This is a genomic window from Pseudomonas sp. G2-4, assembly GCF_030064125.1.
Lineage (GTDB): Bacteria > Pseudomonadota > Gammaproteobacteria > Pseudomonadales > Pseudomonadaceae > Aquipseudomonas.
Genome location: NZ_CP125957.1, coordinates 5,529,486 through 5,544,304, shown reverse-complemented (window position 1 = coordinate 5,544,304; position 14,819 = coordinate 5,529,486). Strand labels below are relative to the sequence as shown.

The window sequence follows — 14,819 nt, the reverse complement described above, 5'->3', positions numbered from 1 at the left end:
AGCAGCCAAGGTGAACACAGAACCCGTGGCGAGGGAGCTTGCTCCCGCTGGGCTGCGAAGCAGCCCCAAAAGCAGCGACTCAAACAACCTGACACACCGAGGTGCCAGGTTCGGGTCTGCTGCGCAGCCCAGCGGGAGCAAGCTCCCTCGCCACGGGGATCAGCGTGGGCTTCAAAACCGTGGCTCAATCCAACCCAAGTTTCTTCAACCGATACCGCATCGACCGAAACGACAGCTTCAACCGCTGCGCCGCCGCCGTGCGGTTCCAGCGGGTTTCCTCCAGGGCCTGGAGAATCAGTTTGCGCTCGACGTCTTCCAGGTAGTCTTCCAGGTTGTCGACCTGCATCAAGTCGGGATTGCCCGCCTCAGCGCTGCCATTACCCTCGGCCAGGCGCAGGTCGTCGGCTTCGATCTGTTGATGCTCACAAAGGGTATAGGCCCGCTCGAGCATGTTCTCCAGTTCCCGCACATTGCCCGGGAAGCGGTAGTTGCGCAGGGCGTCCAGCGCTTGGGGATGAAGCTTGACCGCAGGGCTGCCGGCGTTGGCCGCCAGGCGCTGGAGCATGTGATCGGCCAACAGCCCAATGTCTTCGCGGCGTTCACGCAATGGCGGCACGCGCAGTTCGATGACGTTAAGCCGGTAGTACAGATCCTGGCGAAAGCGCCCGGCGGCGACTTCACCGTCCAGGTCCTTGTGGGTCGCGCAGAGGATGCGTACATCCACCACTTCTTCCTGCTGGCCGCCGACGGCGCGCACGGCTTTTTCCTGGATCGCCCGCAGCAATTTGACCTGCATGGCCAAGGGCAGGTCGGCCACTTCGTCGAGGAACAGGGTCCCGCCGTGGGCTGCTTGGAACAACCCGGGTTTGTCTTCGATGGCGCCAGTGAAACTGCCTTTTCGATGACCGAAAAACTCGCTTTCCATCAGCTCGGTGGGAATGGCCCCACAGTTGACCGGCACAAAACGCTGGCTGGTGCGGGGACCTTGTTCGTGGATCAATCGGGCAACCAGTTCCTTGCCGCAGCCTGACTCCCCGCTGATGTACACCGGCGCCTGGCTGCGGGCGAGTTTTTCGATCTGTTTGCGTACGCTGCGCATCGGTGGGGAGTCGCCCAGCAGGCAGCGCTCGATGGTGGCGGCCGGTGTGGCGACGGATGGCAGGCGCAAGGCGCTGGTGACCAGCTCCCGCAGGCGGCCCAGGTCGACTGGTTTGGTCAGGAAGTCGAAGGCCCCGGCTTTGAGGGCGTCGATGGCGGTTTCCAGGCTGCCGTAGGCGGTGATCATCGCCACGGGAAGTTGGGGGTAACGCTGCTGGATGTGCTGCACCAGCTCCAGGCCGGTGCCGTCGGGCAGGCGCATGTCGGTCAGGCACAGGTCAAAGGTTTCGTCCATCAACAGGCTTTGGGCCTCGGCGAGGTTCTTGGCGCTGCGGGTGCCGAGTTTCATCCTTCCCAGGGTGATCTCCAGGAGTTCGCGAATGTCCGGTTCGTCATCGACGATCAGGATTCGTTGCCGTGAGCGAATATTCAAATCTGTTTCCGTCCGTGAGCAAAGGTGATGCGAAAGCAGCCGCCGCCTTGGCGTGGTTTGAAGTCTAGGCGGGCCTGGTTGCTTTCGCACAGCTCACGGGACAGATAGAGCCCAAGGCCGGTGCCTTGGTTGCTGGTGGTGAAGAAGGGTTCGAACAGGTGCGCTTGCTGGTCCGGTGTCACACCGGGGCCGTTGTCGAGGATGTCCAGGGTGGATAACTGGCTGTGGGGGTCGATGAACAGTTTCAGCCAGGCCTCGGCCTGTTCATGACGCATGGCGCTGTGGCGCCAAGCGTTGCGCAACAGGTTGTCGAGCACCTGGGTCAACTGGTCGGGGTCCATCAGCGTGGTGTAGTCGCCCGGATCGATACTCAGGTGCAATAGCTGGTGCCCGGTTGCGCTTTCGCGGGTCTGACGGACGAACTGGTCGAGCCAGGCCCGCAGATCCAGGCGTTGGGGCGTGGTTTGCTGGCGGCGAGACAGTTGCAGGACGTTTTCAATGACGCGATTCATTCGTTGGGAGTGGTCTTGAATAATCTGCGTCAGACGCCGATCCGCGGTGTTCAGTTCCTCGGATTCGCGCAGCAATTGCGCCGCATGGCTGATTGCCCCCAAGGGGTTGCGGATTTCGTGGGCGATGCCGGCGGTCAGGCGGCCGAGGGAGGCGAGTTTGAGCTGCTGGGCATGCTGGGCAACTTGGGCCAGGTCTTCGAGGAATACCAGGGTTTGATGCTGGTCGTTGTGCCCCAGGGCGATGAAGCTCGGTTGCAGGGTGAGGCCGGTGCCGCTGATGGTCAGGCTCTGCGGGCGCAGGCTGGGGTTGTTCAGCCAGAGTTGCAGGCGCTCGACCAGTGCCGTGGAGTAGTCGTCGATTGGCTGGCCGACCAGGTCGTGCATGCCCAGCAGGTTCAGCGCGCTTTCGTTGGCCAATTGCACCCGGCGCTCGCGATCAAGCACCAGGATGCCGGTGCGCATGCGTTGCAGGATCAGCGCGTTGAGCGCTTCGAGGCCGATCACTTCGCTGGCGCGTTGCTCGGCCAGGGTTTCGCTGGCTTCCAGTCGCCGGGTCAGGCCTTGCACCAGCAGGGCGGCGGCAAAACACAGCGCCCCCAGGGTGCCGGCCTGCAGATAACTGCTGGGACGGTTTGAATCGCTCAGGCCGAGGAAGAACGTCGAGCTGACGATACCGATCGTGGCTACGGCGGCGATCAGCAGGCCGATTCGGCCGCGCAACAGCGTGTTGCCGATGGCGACCGAGACGATAAGCAGGTTGCCGATGGCACTGGGGGTGCCGCCAGCGACGAAGAACAGCCACGACAGCAACAGCACATCGGTGAGTGCCAGGCCGAACAGCCGGGCAGGGCGGCGGGTGTTTTCAAGGAACACCACCAGCAGGATGTTCAGCACCAAGTACAACCAGCTGCCGCTGCGCAGCAGGTCGTCGTTGGCGAACTCCAGCAGGCGGTTGTCCATGTTGCTGGAGATCAGCAGCACCAGGGTGATGCCGATGCTCAGGCGGTACAGGTGATAGAGACGCAGCAGGCGCTGCGCCTGTTTGACGCGTGGGCTTGAGGCCTCAGTGGTCACGGGGGCCTGGGCCTTGCTCGAGATGAGCCTGGCTGCAATACCACTGTTGTTCGAGGGCCAGTGCCCGGTCACGAGGCAGGTGGACGCCGCAATGGGCGCAACGGACCATGGGCGGTGCGTCTTGCTCCGGGGTGGAGCGCGACGCGCGAGGGCCAGACTTCACCCCGCGAAAGATCCATATGGCGGCGGCAACGACGGCGAACAAGATCAATAAACGAAGCATGATGGGCGGCTTTCTGGCGAGTGATCCGGCAGTTTAGCCAAAGGACTGGAGCGGCGCACAGCGCAATAAAGGCCAGGCACAAAAAAGGGAGACCCGTGGGTCTCCCTTTTTGAGTTGATCATTCCCACGCGTAGCGTGGGAGTCATCATCGTCAGGTGTTTTTCGATTGATCAGTCGAACACGCCGAAGGTCATGTAGCTGAACCAGGAACGGTCGCTGGACTCGCTTTCAGGCTCTTCTTCTTCGATCACGTCGCCATTTTCGTCCTTGGGCTTGAGCTCGCTCGGAATGGCTTCCTTGGCATCCTGGAACTGACGCTGTACGTCCTGGTTGGCGCGGGTTTCGCCTGGTGGCAGCGGCGGACGGGATTCGATCAGGCCCAAGGTGGCCTTGCTCAGCCACGAACGGTTGTCGGCTTCGTCCACCCGTGGGGTGAATTGGCCATCGACCAGGGAAGGGTGATCCGGGTAGTTCAGCTTGAGGGTTTCCAGGCTGGTGGCGGCCAGGTCGTCCAGGTGCAGACGCTGGTACGCTTCGGTCATCACCGCCAGGCCGTCGCCCACCGATGGGGTTTCCTGGAAGTTCTCCACCACGTAGCGGCCACGGTTGGCAGCGGCGACGTAGGCCTGACGGGTCAGGTAGTAGTCGGCCACGTGGATTTCGTAGGCCGCCAGCAGGTTGCGCAGGTAGATCATGCGCTGCTTGGCGTCCGGCGAGTAGCGGCTGTTGGGGAAGCGGCTGGTCAGCTGGGCGAACTCGTTGTAGGAGTCGCGCGCGGCGCCCGGGTCACGCTTGGTCATGTCTAGCGGCAGGAAGCGCGCCAGCAGGCCGACGTCCTGGTCGAAGGAGGTCAGGCCCTTGAGGTAATAGGCGTAATCGACGTTCGGGTGCTGCGGGTGCAGACGAATGAAACGCTCGGCGGCGGACTTCGCAGCTTCCGGCTCGGCGTTCTTGTAGTTGGCGTAGATCAGCTCCAGCTGGGCCTGATCGGCGTAGCGCCCGAACGGATACCGCGACTCCAGCGCCTTCAGCTTGGCTGTGGCACTGGTGTAGCTGTTGTTGTCCAGGTCGGTCTGCGCCTGTTGGTACAGCTCGACTTCGCTCAGGTTTTCGTCTACGACTTCCTTCGACGAGCAAGCAGCGGTCAATGCGAGGATGGCGATCAGCAGCAGGTGTTTCACTTGCATGGCGGCTTGCGTCCCTATGACGGCCGCTGTCTTGGGCGGGGCCGTCCTGTTATGATGAGCGCCCCGTTGAAAAGCCTCGGGGCAAAAGACGCCGTATTTAACCACAAGCGCGCAGCCGAAACCAAAGGCTGTGCCGACGCCTAGTCCGAGCATGTCCGATAAAATAGAACTTCGCGCAGAGGTGCCGTCCGAATTGGGCGGCCAACGCCTCGATCAAGTCGCCGCACAACTCTTCGCCGAGCACTCTCGCTCGCGCCTTTCCGCCTGGATCAAGGACGGCCGCCTGACTGTGGATGGGGCGGTGATCCGCCCGCGCGACATCGTCCATGGCGGCGCCATCCTCGAGCTGACTGCCGAGCAGGAGGCCCAGGGAGAATGGGTCGCCCAGGACATCGCCCTGGACATCGTCTATGAAGACGATGACATCCTGGTGATCAACAAACCTGCGGGCCTGGTGGTGCACCCGGCGGCGGGTCATGCCGATGGCACCCTGCTCAACGCCCTGCTGCACCATGTGCCCGGTATCATCAATGTGCCGCGCGCCGGCATCGTGCACCGCCTGGACAAGGACACCACCGGTCTGATGGTGGTGGCCAAGACCATCCAGGCGCAGACACAGCTGGTCACACAGCTGCAAAGCCGCAGTGTCAGCCGTATCTATGAATGCATCGTGATCGGCGTGGTTACGGCCGGTGGCAAGATCAATGCCCCCATCGGTCGTCATGGCCAGCAGCGCCAGCGCATGGCGGTGATGGAGGGGGGCAAGCAGGCGGTCAGTCATTACCGCGTGCTCGAACGGTTCCGCTCCCACACGCACGTGCGGGTCAAGCTGGAGACCGGCCGTACTCACCAGATTCGTGTGCACATGGCCCACATCAACTTCCCGTTGGTGGGTGATCCGGCCTACGGCGGACGTTTCCGCATTCCGCCAGCCGCCAGCATCACGATGGTCGAGTCGCTGAAAAACTTCCCGCGCCAGGCACTGCACGCACGTTTCCTGGAGCTGGATCATCCGACCACCGGTATACGCATGAGCTGGGAGTCGCCGTTGCCGGATGACTTCGTCTGGCTGCTGACCTTGCTCAAGCAGGACCGCGAGGCGTTCATCGGATGAGTGACTGGCTGATACCCGACTGGCCCACGCCGGGCCGGGTAAAGGCCTGCGTCACCACCCGTGGGGGCGGCGTCAGCCTGGCGCCGTTCGACAGCCTCAATCTGGGCGATCATGTGGGCGACGACCCTGCGGCCGTCGCTGAAAACCGTCGCCGCCTCACCGATCACTTCGCCATCACACCGGCCTGGTTGCAGCAGGTCCACGGCATTGCCGTGGTCGAGGCTGACCCGGCCCAGGTGGCAACCGCCGATGCCAGCTGGACCGCCACGCCGGGTATCGCGTGCGCGGCGATGACCGCGGACTGCTTGCCCGTGTTGTTCTGCAACCGTGCCGGCACCCGCGTCGCGGCGGCCCATGCCGGTTGGCGCGGGCTGGCGAACGGCGTGCTGGAAGCCACCTTGGACAGCCTCGCAGTGCCAGCCGATGAAATCCTTGCCTGGCTCGGCCCGGCCATCGGCCCGCAAGCCTTCGAAGTCGGGCCCGAGGTGCGGGAAGCCTTCATCGCGCAGTTGCCCCAGGCGGCCCAAGCCTTCGTCCCCAGCCACAACGCCGGCAAGTTCCTCGCCGACATCTATGCGTTGGCACGTCTGCGGCTGTCGGCGCGGGGCGTCACGGCGGTCTACGGTGGCGGTCTATGTACCGTGACCGACCCACGCTTCTTTTCCTACCGCCGCAATCCGCGCACCGGTCGCTTTGCCTCGCTGATCTGGCTCGAACGCTAGACTTCTCTGATCTGTATCAAGGGTGTGCTGCTTGAATCTTCCAGAATCGACCACATCTATAACGGTATCTGGCAGGTTTCTTCATTCAGGATGTTTTTCGGTCCGGCCTGCTCAAAAGGAAGGTGACCCATGCGTATTGATCGTTTGACCAGTAAATTACAACTGGCCCTGTCCGATGCCCAATCGTTGGCCGTCGGGCTGGACCATCCCGGTATCGAGCCGGCGCACTTGATGCAGGCCATGCTCGAGCAGCAGGGCGGCTCCATCAAGCCACTGCTGATGCAGGTAGGCTTTGACGTGAGCAGCCTGCGTAAAGAATTGACCAAAGAACTCGACCAGTTGCCCAAGATCCAGAATCCGACAGGGGACGTGAACATGTCCCAGGATCTGGCGCGGCTGCTCAACCAGGCAGATCGCCTGGCCCAGCAGAAAGGCGATCAGTTCATTTCCAGCGAGTTGGTGCTGCTCGCCGCCATGGACGAGAACAGCAAGCTCGGCAAACTGCTGCTGGGCCAGGGCGTGAGCAAGAAAGCCCTGGAAAATGCCATCAACAACCTGCGTGGCGGCGAAGCGGTGAACGACGCCAACCACGAGGAGTCCCGCCAGGCGCTGGACAAATACACTGTCGACCTGACCAAGCGCGCCGAGGAAGGCAAGCTCGACCCCGTGATTGGTCGCGACGACGAAATCCGCCGCACGATCCAGGTGCTGCAACGCCGCACCAAGAACAATCCAGTGCTGATCGGTGAGCCTGGCGTGGGTAAAACCGCCATCGCCGAGGGCCTGGCCCAGCGCATCATCAACGGCGAAGTGCCGGACGGCCTCAAGGGCAAGCGCTTGTTGTCCCTGGACATGGGCGCGCTGATTGCTGGTGCCAAGTACCGTGGCGAATTCGAAGAGCGGCTCAAATCCCTGCTCAATGAGCTGTCGAAGCAGGAAGGGCAGATCATTCTGTTCATCGACGAATTGCACACCATGGTCGGTGCCGGTAAGGGCGAAGGCTCGATGGACGCCGGCAACATGCTCAAGCCTGCGCTGGCCCGTGGCGAGTTGCACTGTGTCGGCGCGACCACACTCAACGAGTACCGCCAGTACATAGAAAAGGACGCGGCCCTGGAGCGGCGTTTCCAGAAAGTGCTGGTGGAAGAGCCGAGCGAAGAAGACACCATCGCCATCCTGCGCGGCCTTAAAGAACGCTACGAAGTTCACCACAAGGTGGCGATCACCGACGGCGCGATTATCGCGGCGGCCAAGCTCAGCCACCGCTACATCACCGACCGGCAATTGCCGGACAAGGCCATCGACCTGATTGATGAGGCCGCCAGCCGCATTCGCATGGAAATCGACTCCAAGCCCGAAGTGCTGGATCGCCTGGAGCGGCGCCTGATTCAGCTCAAGGTCGAATCCCAGGCCCTGAAGAAAGAAAGCGACGAGGCGGCGAAGAAGCGCCTGGAGAAATTGCAGGAAGAAATCGTTCGTCATGAGCGCGAGTATTCCGATCTCGAGGAGATCTGGAACTCGGAGAAAGCCGAAGTCCAGGGTTCGGCGCAGATCCAGCAAAAAATCGAACAGTCCCGCCAGGAACTGGAAGCGGCCCGCCGCAAAGGCGACCTCAACCGCATGGCCGAGCTGCAGTACGGGGTGATCCCGGACCTGGAGCGCAGCCTGCAAATGGTCGACCAGCACGGCAAGAGCGAAAACCAGTTGCTGCGCAGCAAAGTCACTGAGGAAGAGATTGCCGAAGTGGTTTCCAAGTGGACCGGTATTCCCGTGTCGAAAATGCTCGAGGGCGAGCGCGACAAGTTGCTGAAGATGGAAAGCCTGTTGCACCAGCGTGTGATTGGCCAGGAAGAAGCGGTGGTGGCGGTGTCCAATGCCGTGCGTCGTTCCCGCGCTGGGTTGTCGGACCCTAATCGTCCGAGCGGCTCGTTCATGTTCCTCGGCCCGACCGGGGTCGGTAAAACCGAGCTGTGCAAGGCGCTGGCCGAGTTCCTCTTTGACACCGAAGAGGCCATGGTGCGCATCGACATGTCCGAGTTCATGGAGAAGCATTCCGTGGCACGGCTGATCGGCGCCCCACCGGGTTACGTCGGTTATGAGGAAGGCGGTTACCTGACCGAAGCGGTACGTCGCAAGCCGTACTCGGTGATCCTGCTCGATGAGGTCGAGAAGGCCCACCCGGATGTGTTCAACATTCTGCTGCAAGTGCTGGAGGATGGTCGCCTGACCGACAGCCACGGGCGCACGGTGGACTTCCGTAACACGGTGATTGTGATGACCTCCAACCTGGGGTCGGCGCAGATCCAGGAGCTGGTAGGGGACCGCGAGGCGCAGCGCGCTGCGGTGATGGACGCGATTTCCACGCACTTCCGGCCGGAATTCATCAACCGGGTGGATGAAGTGGTGATCTTCGAGCCGCTGGCCCGTGATCAGATCGCCGGCATCACAGAGATCCAGCTCGGTCGCCTGCGCAGCCGCCTCACCGAGCGCGAGCTGAAGCTGCAACTGAGCAGCGAGGCCTTGGACAAGTTGATCGCCGTGGGTTATGACCCGGTCTACGGCGCCCGGCCGCTGAAACGGGCGATCCAGCGCTGGATCGAAAACCCGCTGGCGCAGTTGATTCTGTCCGGTCGCTTCATGCCCGGCGAAACCGTGACAGGCACTGTGGAGAACGACGAAATCGTCTTCAACTGAGGCGATTGCCTGGTCTCTTGTGGCGAAGGAGCCTGCTCCCGCTGGAGGGCGAAGCACTCCTCGCTTTTTGAGGGCCGCTACGCGACCCAGCGCGAGCATGCTCCCTCGCCACGACCGTTGATCTTTTTTTGATTTATGGGTGTTAGCTGCCAAGCGCCATTTTTTTCATCAGGCCGTTGAACTCAAAGGAAAAGGCTTGTAAAGTGCGCCCCGCAGTACGTCACCCCCAAGGGTTACTTCTCGCTGAGAAAGAACCCAAAATAAGTTGCAAATCATTGTCTTGAAAGCAATTTAAGGGGTTGACAGAGGTTTTTAAGATTGTAGAATAGCGCGCCTCAGACACACGAACGCAGCGATGCGTAAGGGTAGAAGAGGTTGAAGCTAGCTTCAACGTAGTAACTTGAAATATCAGTTCCGTGATAGCTCAGTCGGTAGAGCAAATGACTGTTAATCATTGGGTCCCAGGTTCGAGTCCTGGTCACGGAGCCATTTCAATCGGGGTATAGCGCAGTCCGGTAGCGCGCCTGCTTTGGGAGCAGGATGTCAGGAGTTCGAATCCCCTTACCCCGACCATCTTTGGGTCGTTAGCTCAGTTGGTAGAGCAGTTGGCTTTTAACCAATTGGTCGTAGGTTCGAATCCCACACGACCCACCATTTTTGAAACCAGCTCGCTGGAATCGAATCTTAAGATCAGAGGCCAAAAGCGCTGATCGAAGAAGGCGACTTGCGAAGGTCGCCTTTTTTTTACCGGGGTATAGCGCAGTCCGGTAGCGCGCCTGCTTTGGGAGCAGGATGTCAGGAGTTCGAATCCCCTTACCCCGACCATATTAAAAATCCTCGTATCGAAAGATACGGGGATTTTTTTTGCCTGCGAAAAATGTGAATCGTCTCAAGTCGTCGTACAACTTGCCGATAACCCGCCGACAGGGGCACGGACGTCCGCCCTATTTCAGGCCAAATAACAAAAAAAGGCACTTCGTTATGTTTCTTCGTCAGCTGAATATCGCCCCCCGTGCGGCGCTGGGGTTTGCCTTGATCGCCGTGTTGGTGGCGTTGCTCGGGGTGTTTGCGCTGGGGCAGATGTCGAGTATCCGTGACAGCGAAGTCGCGGTGGAAACCCAGTGGCTGCCGAGCATTCGCGGTGGCGATGAGATCCGTGAGTGGATGTTGCGTATCCGCACGATTTCCCTGCGCATGGCCCTGGACCAGGACCCGAAGAACATCCCGGTGTACCGCGGGCAAATGGATACGCGCGACAAGGAACTGAGCGAAAAAATTGCCAGTTACGAAAAGCTTGTCGTTACGCCTGAAGGCAAGGCGATTTATGACCAGTTCAAGCAAACCTTCGCCGCTTACCGCACCGGTATCGCTCAATCCTTCACCCTGGCCGAGCAGGGGCGTCGGGACGAACTGATCAAGCTGCTGCTGGTGGACATGAAGACCGTGGTGGACGGTTCCGGTAAACAGCTCAACGACCTGGCGGAGCTGTTCTCCAAACAAGTCTCCATCGAGAGCCAGAAGTCCCAGGAACACTATGCCAATTCCCGGATGATCGTCAGCCTGTTCGTGGTGCTCGCTGCCCTGGCCACGGTTGTCCTGGCCATGCTGCTCACCCGCAGCATTGTCAAACCCTTGGGTGAGGCGCTGAATGCCGCAGAGAACGTGGCCCGAGGTGATCTGACCCGACCGATCGAGACCCATGGCAACGACGAAGTGAGCCGTTTGCTCAAGGCGCTGGCGGCCATGCAGCAGAACCTGCGGGAAACATTGCAGGGCATCAGTGGCTCGGCGGCGCAATTGGCCACCGCCGCTGATGAGTTGAATGCGGTCACGCTCGACAGCACCCAGAGCTTGCAACAACAGAATAACGAAATTGAACAGGCGGCCACGGCGGTCACAGAGATGACCACGGCAGTTGAAGAGGTTGCGCGTAATGCGGTTTCCACCTCTGACGCCACACGCCAGTCCAGTGAGTCGGCGTCCCTTGGGCAGCAGCGCGTCAGCGACACGGTCGAGGCCATCGGCGCCCTCGCCAGCGATGTGCAGGTGACCGGCGGCCTGGTGCAGTCCCTGGCCAACCAATCGCAGGACATTGGCAAGGTACTGGACGTGATCCGGGGCATCGCCGAGCAGACCAATCTGCTGGCCCTCAATGCGGCCATCGAGGCAGCCCGGGCCGGTGAAAGCGGTCGCGGGTTTGCGGTGGTGGCCGACGAGGTGCGGGCGCTGGCTTATCGCACGCAGCAATCGACCCAGGAAATCGAGCAAATGGTCCAGGGCATGCGCAGCGGCGCCACCCAGGCGCTGGATTCCATGGAGGCCAGTTCCACGCGCGCAGCCAGTACCCTGGCGATGGCGGAGCGGGCGGGCGGGCGAGGCACTACAGACCATCACGACGTCGGTCAATGAAATCCACGAACGCAACCTGGTGATCGCCAGCGCCGCCGAAGAGCAGGCACAAGTGGCCCGTGAAGTTGATCGCAACCTGGTGAACATTCGTGATTTGTCGGTGCGCTCGGCCACGGGAGCTGACCAGACCAGCACGTCCAGCCATGAGTTGTCGCAACTGGCGAATTCGTTGAGCACGATGGTGCAGCGGTTTCAGGTTTGATTGATGGATAGCACGGACAGAGATTCTGCCCGAGGTTAAGCATTGACTGTTCTGCCCTCATCGCGAGCAAGCTCGCTCCCACAGTTGATCGCGGTCATCCTGTGGGCGGTTTCAGGTTTGATTGATGGATAGCTCGGACAGAGATCCTGCCCGAGGTTAATCATTGACTGTTCTGCCCTCATCGCGAACAAGCTCGCTCCCACAGTTGATCGCGGTCATCCTGTGGGAGCGAGCTTGCTCGCGATTGCGGTGGATCATTCAGCATCAATATTGCTGATCCAGCGCAATCGTCAGTCAGGCCTCAGTGCAACTTCAGCCGTGGCTCGGTGCCACGTCCGATCTTGCTGCCCAGCATCAACATCGCCGTGCGAAACATGCCATACAGTGCCATCTGGTGCATGCGGTACAGCGACACGTAGAACATCCGCGCCAACCAGCCTTCGAGCATCACGCTGCCGGTCAGGTTACCCATCAGGTTGCCTACTGCCGAGAACCGCGACAGCGAGATCAGCGAGCCGTAGTCGGTGTATTTGTAGTGCGGCAGGGCCTTGCCTTCGATACGCAGCTTCAGGGATCTGGCCAGCAGCGATGCCTGCTGATGCGCGGCCTGGGCGCGGGGCGGAACATTGCGATCGCTGCCGGGTTGTGGGCAGGCGGCGCAGTCGCCGAAGGCGAAGATGTTCTCGTCACGGGTGGTCTGTAGTGTTGGCAGTACTTGCAGCTGGTTGATCCGGTTGGTTTCCAGCCCGTCGATTTCCTTGAGGAAATCCGGTGCGCGAATCCCGGCGGCCCAGACTTTCAGGCTCGCGTCGATCACCTGGCCGTCCGCGGTAATCAGGCTGTCGGCGGTCACCTGGCTGACGGCGGCGTTGGTCATGACATTGACCCCGAGTTTCTCCAGAGTCTTGTGCACCGGTCCGCCGATACGCTCCGGCAGCGCCGGCAAGACCCGTGGACCCGCCTCGATCAGGGTGATGTGCATGTTCTCCGGTTTGATCCGATCCAGGCCGTAGGCCGCCAGCTCGTGGGCGGCGTTATGCAGCTCGGCCGCCAGTTCGACGCCGGTCGCACCGGCTCCGACGATGGCGACGCTGATGCGTTCCACCACATCGGTCTGGCCGGCGTGGGCGCGCAGGTAATGGTTGAGCAATTGCTGATGGAAGCGCTCGGCCTGCTTGCGGGTATCAAGAAACAGGCAGTGCTGCGCCGCGCCTTCGGTGCCGAAGTCATTGGTGGTGCTGCCGACGGCAATCACCAGGGAGTCGTAGCCCAGCTCCCGGGCCGGTAACAGCTCCAGGCCGGCCTCGTCGTAGGTGGCGGCCAGTTGGATTCGCTTGCGCTCGCGATCCAGGCCGCTCATACGCCCCAGCTGGAACTCGAAGTGGTTCCATTTTGCCTGGGCGACGTAGTTGAGTTCGTCTTCGGAGGAGTTCAGGGATCCGGCGGCCACTTCGTGCAGCAGCGGTTTCCAGATGTGGGTCAGGTTCGCGTCGACCAGCATCACACTGGCCGTGCCACGCTTGCCCAGAGTCTTACCCAGACGGGTAGCCAACTCCAGGCCGCCGGCGCCGCCGCCAACGATGACAATTCGATGAGTCATGGGGATATCTCGCAAGGCTAAAGGAAATCGGTGCCGTTACCCGAGCGAGCGCGACGCGCTTCATAGCGTCAGGTAACTGATCATTCGGCTCAACAGGCCCAGGCCGATGGTCACGGCCACCACCACCACCAGGAGCATCCATGGCCGGAAAGGCCGGCGCTCGACTCGGTGCTGGGACAGTTGCAGGTACTCTTCGACATGCTTCTGGTCTTCTGGGTTCAGGCGGCTGGTCATAAAGGCCTCGTCAGGTAGACGTTGCGAAAGGTGTAGACGCTACAGCGTCTGGCTATCCGGCATTGAAAGCAGCGTAGCCGCTCGCTGGAACGGGTTCGACACTCAAGCTGTCATCCAGGCGAATGATTCCACTTTTTAACACCCGTGCGGTGATTCCGCCATGGCCGCGTACGGCCTGGAACGTACCTTCCCCAAGGTTGCGCTCCAGCCGCGCACACGGCTGGCACCAACCGGTGGTTTCGAAGAGAGCCTGGCCGATGCGAAAGCGCCGGCCCTTGAGGCTGAACAGATTGATACCGCTGACCACGATGTTGCGTCGCAGTTCTTGCGGTAAAACGGGGCGATCCGCCGGGCGTCCCATTAGCGAGGCGATCACGGCCAGGTGTTCCCATTGAATCAAGGTGACTTGCCGCGCATTGCGCACGCCGGGACGGGCATGGTCGCCCGTCAGGCCAGCCTCCAGGCGTGCCTCCACGGCGTCCAGCTCGAGCATGGGCGCATGGCCTTGGGGTCGCACGCCAATCCAGCGTACGCGGCCTTGCTGGGGCACGGTGGCAATCAGTTCCTGTAATGGACTCACAGGCTTATCCCGACATCGAACACAATGCTGCGCCCCAGGTTGCCCCGCAGGAAGTCCGGTGCATCGGGATGGGCGAACAGCACTCGGGCGAACGTCGGTCCCACCAGCGACAGCGAGCGCCAACCCTGGCGCAGGTATTCGGTGGGCGGCGGGAAGTGGCTATTAAGGTCCAGCACTTCGCGCTTGAGGCTGGCGAAAGCAATGATGTCCAGCTCCCCCAAGTCCATGCCGCGCTCGGTGTAGTTGTGGGCCTTCTTGCGCAGGGTCGGGGCCAGCCGCATCAGGAACTCATTGGCCGGGATCCGCCGGGGCTTGGCTTCGCGGCGCACCAGTTGGCTCAGGGAGAAGGCGCTGCGGCGGCGTTGCAGTTCGTCGCGCCACTCGTCATTGAGGCGCCGGCCTTCGTCGAGGACGAAAAACACCTCGAAGTTGGCATCCCGAAACAACACGTCCGGCGGCTCGCCTGCGGGGGCGAACTCGTCGGCGCGATAGGGTACGTTCAGCCCTTGCAGCAGACGCTGGCAGACCCAACGCTCACGCTCCCATTTGCGGGCATTGGAGAGAAAGGCGTTGGCTTGCTCGGCCGCGATGGTCAGCAGGCGTAAATAATCGGAGTCATCCATGAGCCCAAGCTTAGCGTTCAATTGCGACAAGCTGAAAGGGTTGCGTTGATTAATGGCGGCTTTATGGTGGGGTGTAGACTGCTGGCTTGAAGTCACCGTGGCGAGGGAGCTTGC

General features: G+C 61.4%; 13 protein-coding genes, 4 tRNA genes and 1 pseudogene. 10 read left to right on the top strand and 8 right to left on the bottom strand.

Translation table 11 applies throughout. From position 1 onward, the window contains the following. Positions 1-184: 184 nt before the first annotated feature. The 4 genes from QNH97_RS24295 to QNH97_RS24280 form a co-directional block, all read right to left on the bottom strand. Entirely contained in the window at positions 185-1,531 is a 1,347-nt protein-coding gene (locus tag QNH97_RS24295; protein WP_283554247.1) for a sigma-54-dependent transcriptional regulator, read from the bottom strand. Then, a complete protein-coding gene (locus tag QNH97_RS24290) occupies positions 1,528-3,117 on the bottom strand; it encodes a two-component system sensor histidine kinase NtrB (protein WP_283554246.1) in 1,590 nt (529 codons plus the stop codon). Before QNH97_RS24290 ends, QNH97_RS24295 begins: the two co-directional genes overlap by 4 nt. Next, positions 3,107-3,340 carry a PP0621 family protein gene (locus QNH97_RS24285; protein ID WP_283554245.1) on the bottom strand — a complete coding sequence of 78 codons (234 nt, stop codon included), beginning with the start codon at positions 3,338-3,340 and terminating at the stop codon, positions 3,107-3,109. The genes QNH97_RS24290 and QNH97_RS24285 overlap by 11 nt, the downstream gene beginning before the upstream one ends. A 170-nt stretch (positions 3,341-3,510) precedes the next feature. Continuing rightward, positions 3,511-4,527 carry an outer membrane protein assembly factor BamD gene (locus QNH97_RS24280; protein WP_283554244.1) on the bottom strand — a complete coding sequence of 339 codons (1,017 nt, stop codon included), beginning with the start codon at positions 4,525-4,527 and terminating at the stop codon, positions 3,511-3,513. Between the two features lie 151 nt (positions 4,528-4,678). On the opposite strand from QNH97_RS24280, the gene rluD reads away from it, so the two are divergent. From rluD to QNH97_RS29655, 10 genes and pseudogenes are all read left to right on the top strand, one after another. Continuing rightward, complete coding sequence (gene rluD, locus QNH97_RS24275; RefSeq protein WP_283554243.1) at positions 4,679-5,641, top strand: 23S rRNA pseudouridine(1911/1915/1917) synthase RluD; 963 nt, start codon at positions 4,679-4,681, stop codon at positions 5,639-5,641. Next, positions 5,638-6,363 carry a peptidoglycan editing factor PgeF gene (gene pgeF / locus QNH97_RS24270; protein ID WP_283554242.1) on the top strand — a complete coding sequence of 242 codons (726 nt, stop codon included), beginning with the start codon at positions 5,638-5,640 and terminating at the stop codon, positions 6,361-6,363. Before rluD ends, pgeF begins: the two co-directional genes overlap by 4 nt. Positions 6,364-6,492: 129 nt before the next feature. Then, entirely contained in the window at positions 6,493-9,057 is a 2,565-nt protein-coding gene (gene clpB / locus QNH97_RS24265; RefSeq protein WP_025215535.1) for an ATP-dependent chaperone ClpB, read from the top strand. A 413-nt stretch (positions 9,058-9,470) separates the two neighbouring features. After that, positions 9,471-9,546: transfer RNA gene (locus QNH97_RS24260), tRNA-Asn, on the top strand. A gap of 7 nt (positions 9,547-9,553) precedes the next feature. Next, a tRNA-Pro gene (locus QNH97_RS24255) sits at positions 9,554-9,630 on the top strand. A 5-nt stretch (positions 9,631-9,635) separates the two neighbouring features. Next, a tRNA-Lys gene (locus tag QNH97_RS24250) sits at positions 9,636-9,711 on the top strand. A gap of 94 nt (positions 9,712-9,805) precedes the next feature. Continuing rightward, positions 9,806-9,882: transfer RNA gene (locus QNH97_RS24245), tRNA-Pro, on the top strand. A gap of 156 nt (positions 9,883-10,038) precedes the next feature. Further along, positions 10,039-10,761 (top strand): annotated as a pseudogene (locus QNH97_RS29665) (MCP four helix bundle domain-containing protein); the annotation flags it as partial. A gap of 39 nt (positions 10,762-10,800) precedes the next feature. Next, on the top strand, positions 10,801-11,466 hold the full coding sequence (locus tag QNH97_RS29660; RefSeq protein ID WP_502944555.1) for a methyl-accepting chemotaxis protein: 666 nt from the start codon (positions 10,801-10,803) through the stop codon (positions 11,464-11,466). 19 nt (positions 11,467-11,485) lie between these two features. Continuing rightward, positions 11,486-11,668: a hypothetical protein gene (locus QNH97_RS29655; RefSeq protein WP_502944441.1), complete on the top strand. Its 183-nt coding sequence runs from the start codon at positions 11,486-11,488 to the stop codon at positions 11,666-11,668. A gap of 301 nt (positions 11,669-11,969) precedes the next feature. Here the strand turns inward: QNH97_RS29655 and QNH97_RS24235 are convergent, their stop codons facing one another. The 4 genes from QNH97_RS24235 to QNH97_RS24220 are packed head-to-tail and all read right to left on the bottom strand — an operon-like array spanning position 11,970 to position 14,705. Then, on the bottom strand, positions 11,970-13,268 hold the full coding sequence (locus QNH97_RS24235) for an NAD(P)/FAD-dependent oxidoreductase (RefSeq protein ID WP_283554241.1): 1,299 nt from the start codon (positions 13,266-13,268) through the stop codon (positions 11,970-11,972). A gap of 60 nt (positions 13,269-13,328) precedes the next feature. Continuing rightward, positions 13,329-13,502: a DUF3094 domain-containing protein gene (locus QNH97_RS24230; RefSeq protein WP_283554240.1), complete on the bottom strand. Its 174-nt coding sequence runs from the start codon at positions 13,500-13,502 to the stop codon at positions 13,329-13,331. A gap of 52 nt (positions 13,503-13,554) precedes the next feature. Further along, positions 13,555-14,082, bottom strand: coding sequence for an MOSC domain-containing protein (locus QNH97_RS24225; protein ID WP_283554239.1), 528 nt, complete (start codon positions 14,080-14,082; stop codon positions 13,555-13,557). Next, positions 14,079-14,705 (bottom strand): DUF1780 domain-containing protein, encoded by a 627-nt coding sequence (locus QNH97_RS24220; protein WP_030140261.1) that lies wholly within the window; start codon positions 14,703-14,705, stop codon positions 14,079-14,081. The genes QNH97_RS24225 and QNH97_RS24220 overlap by 4 nt, the downstream gene beginning before the upstream one ends. Positions 14,706-14,819 lie beyond the last annotated feature (114 nt).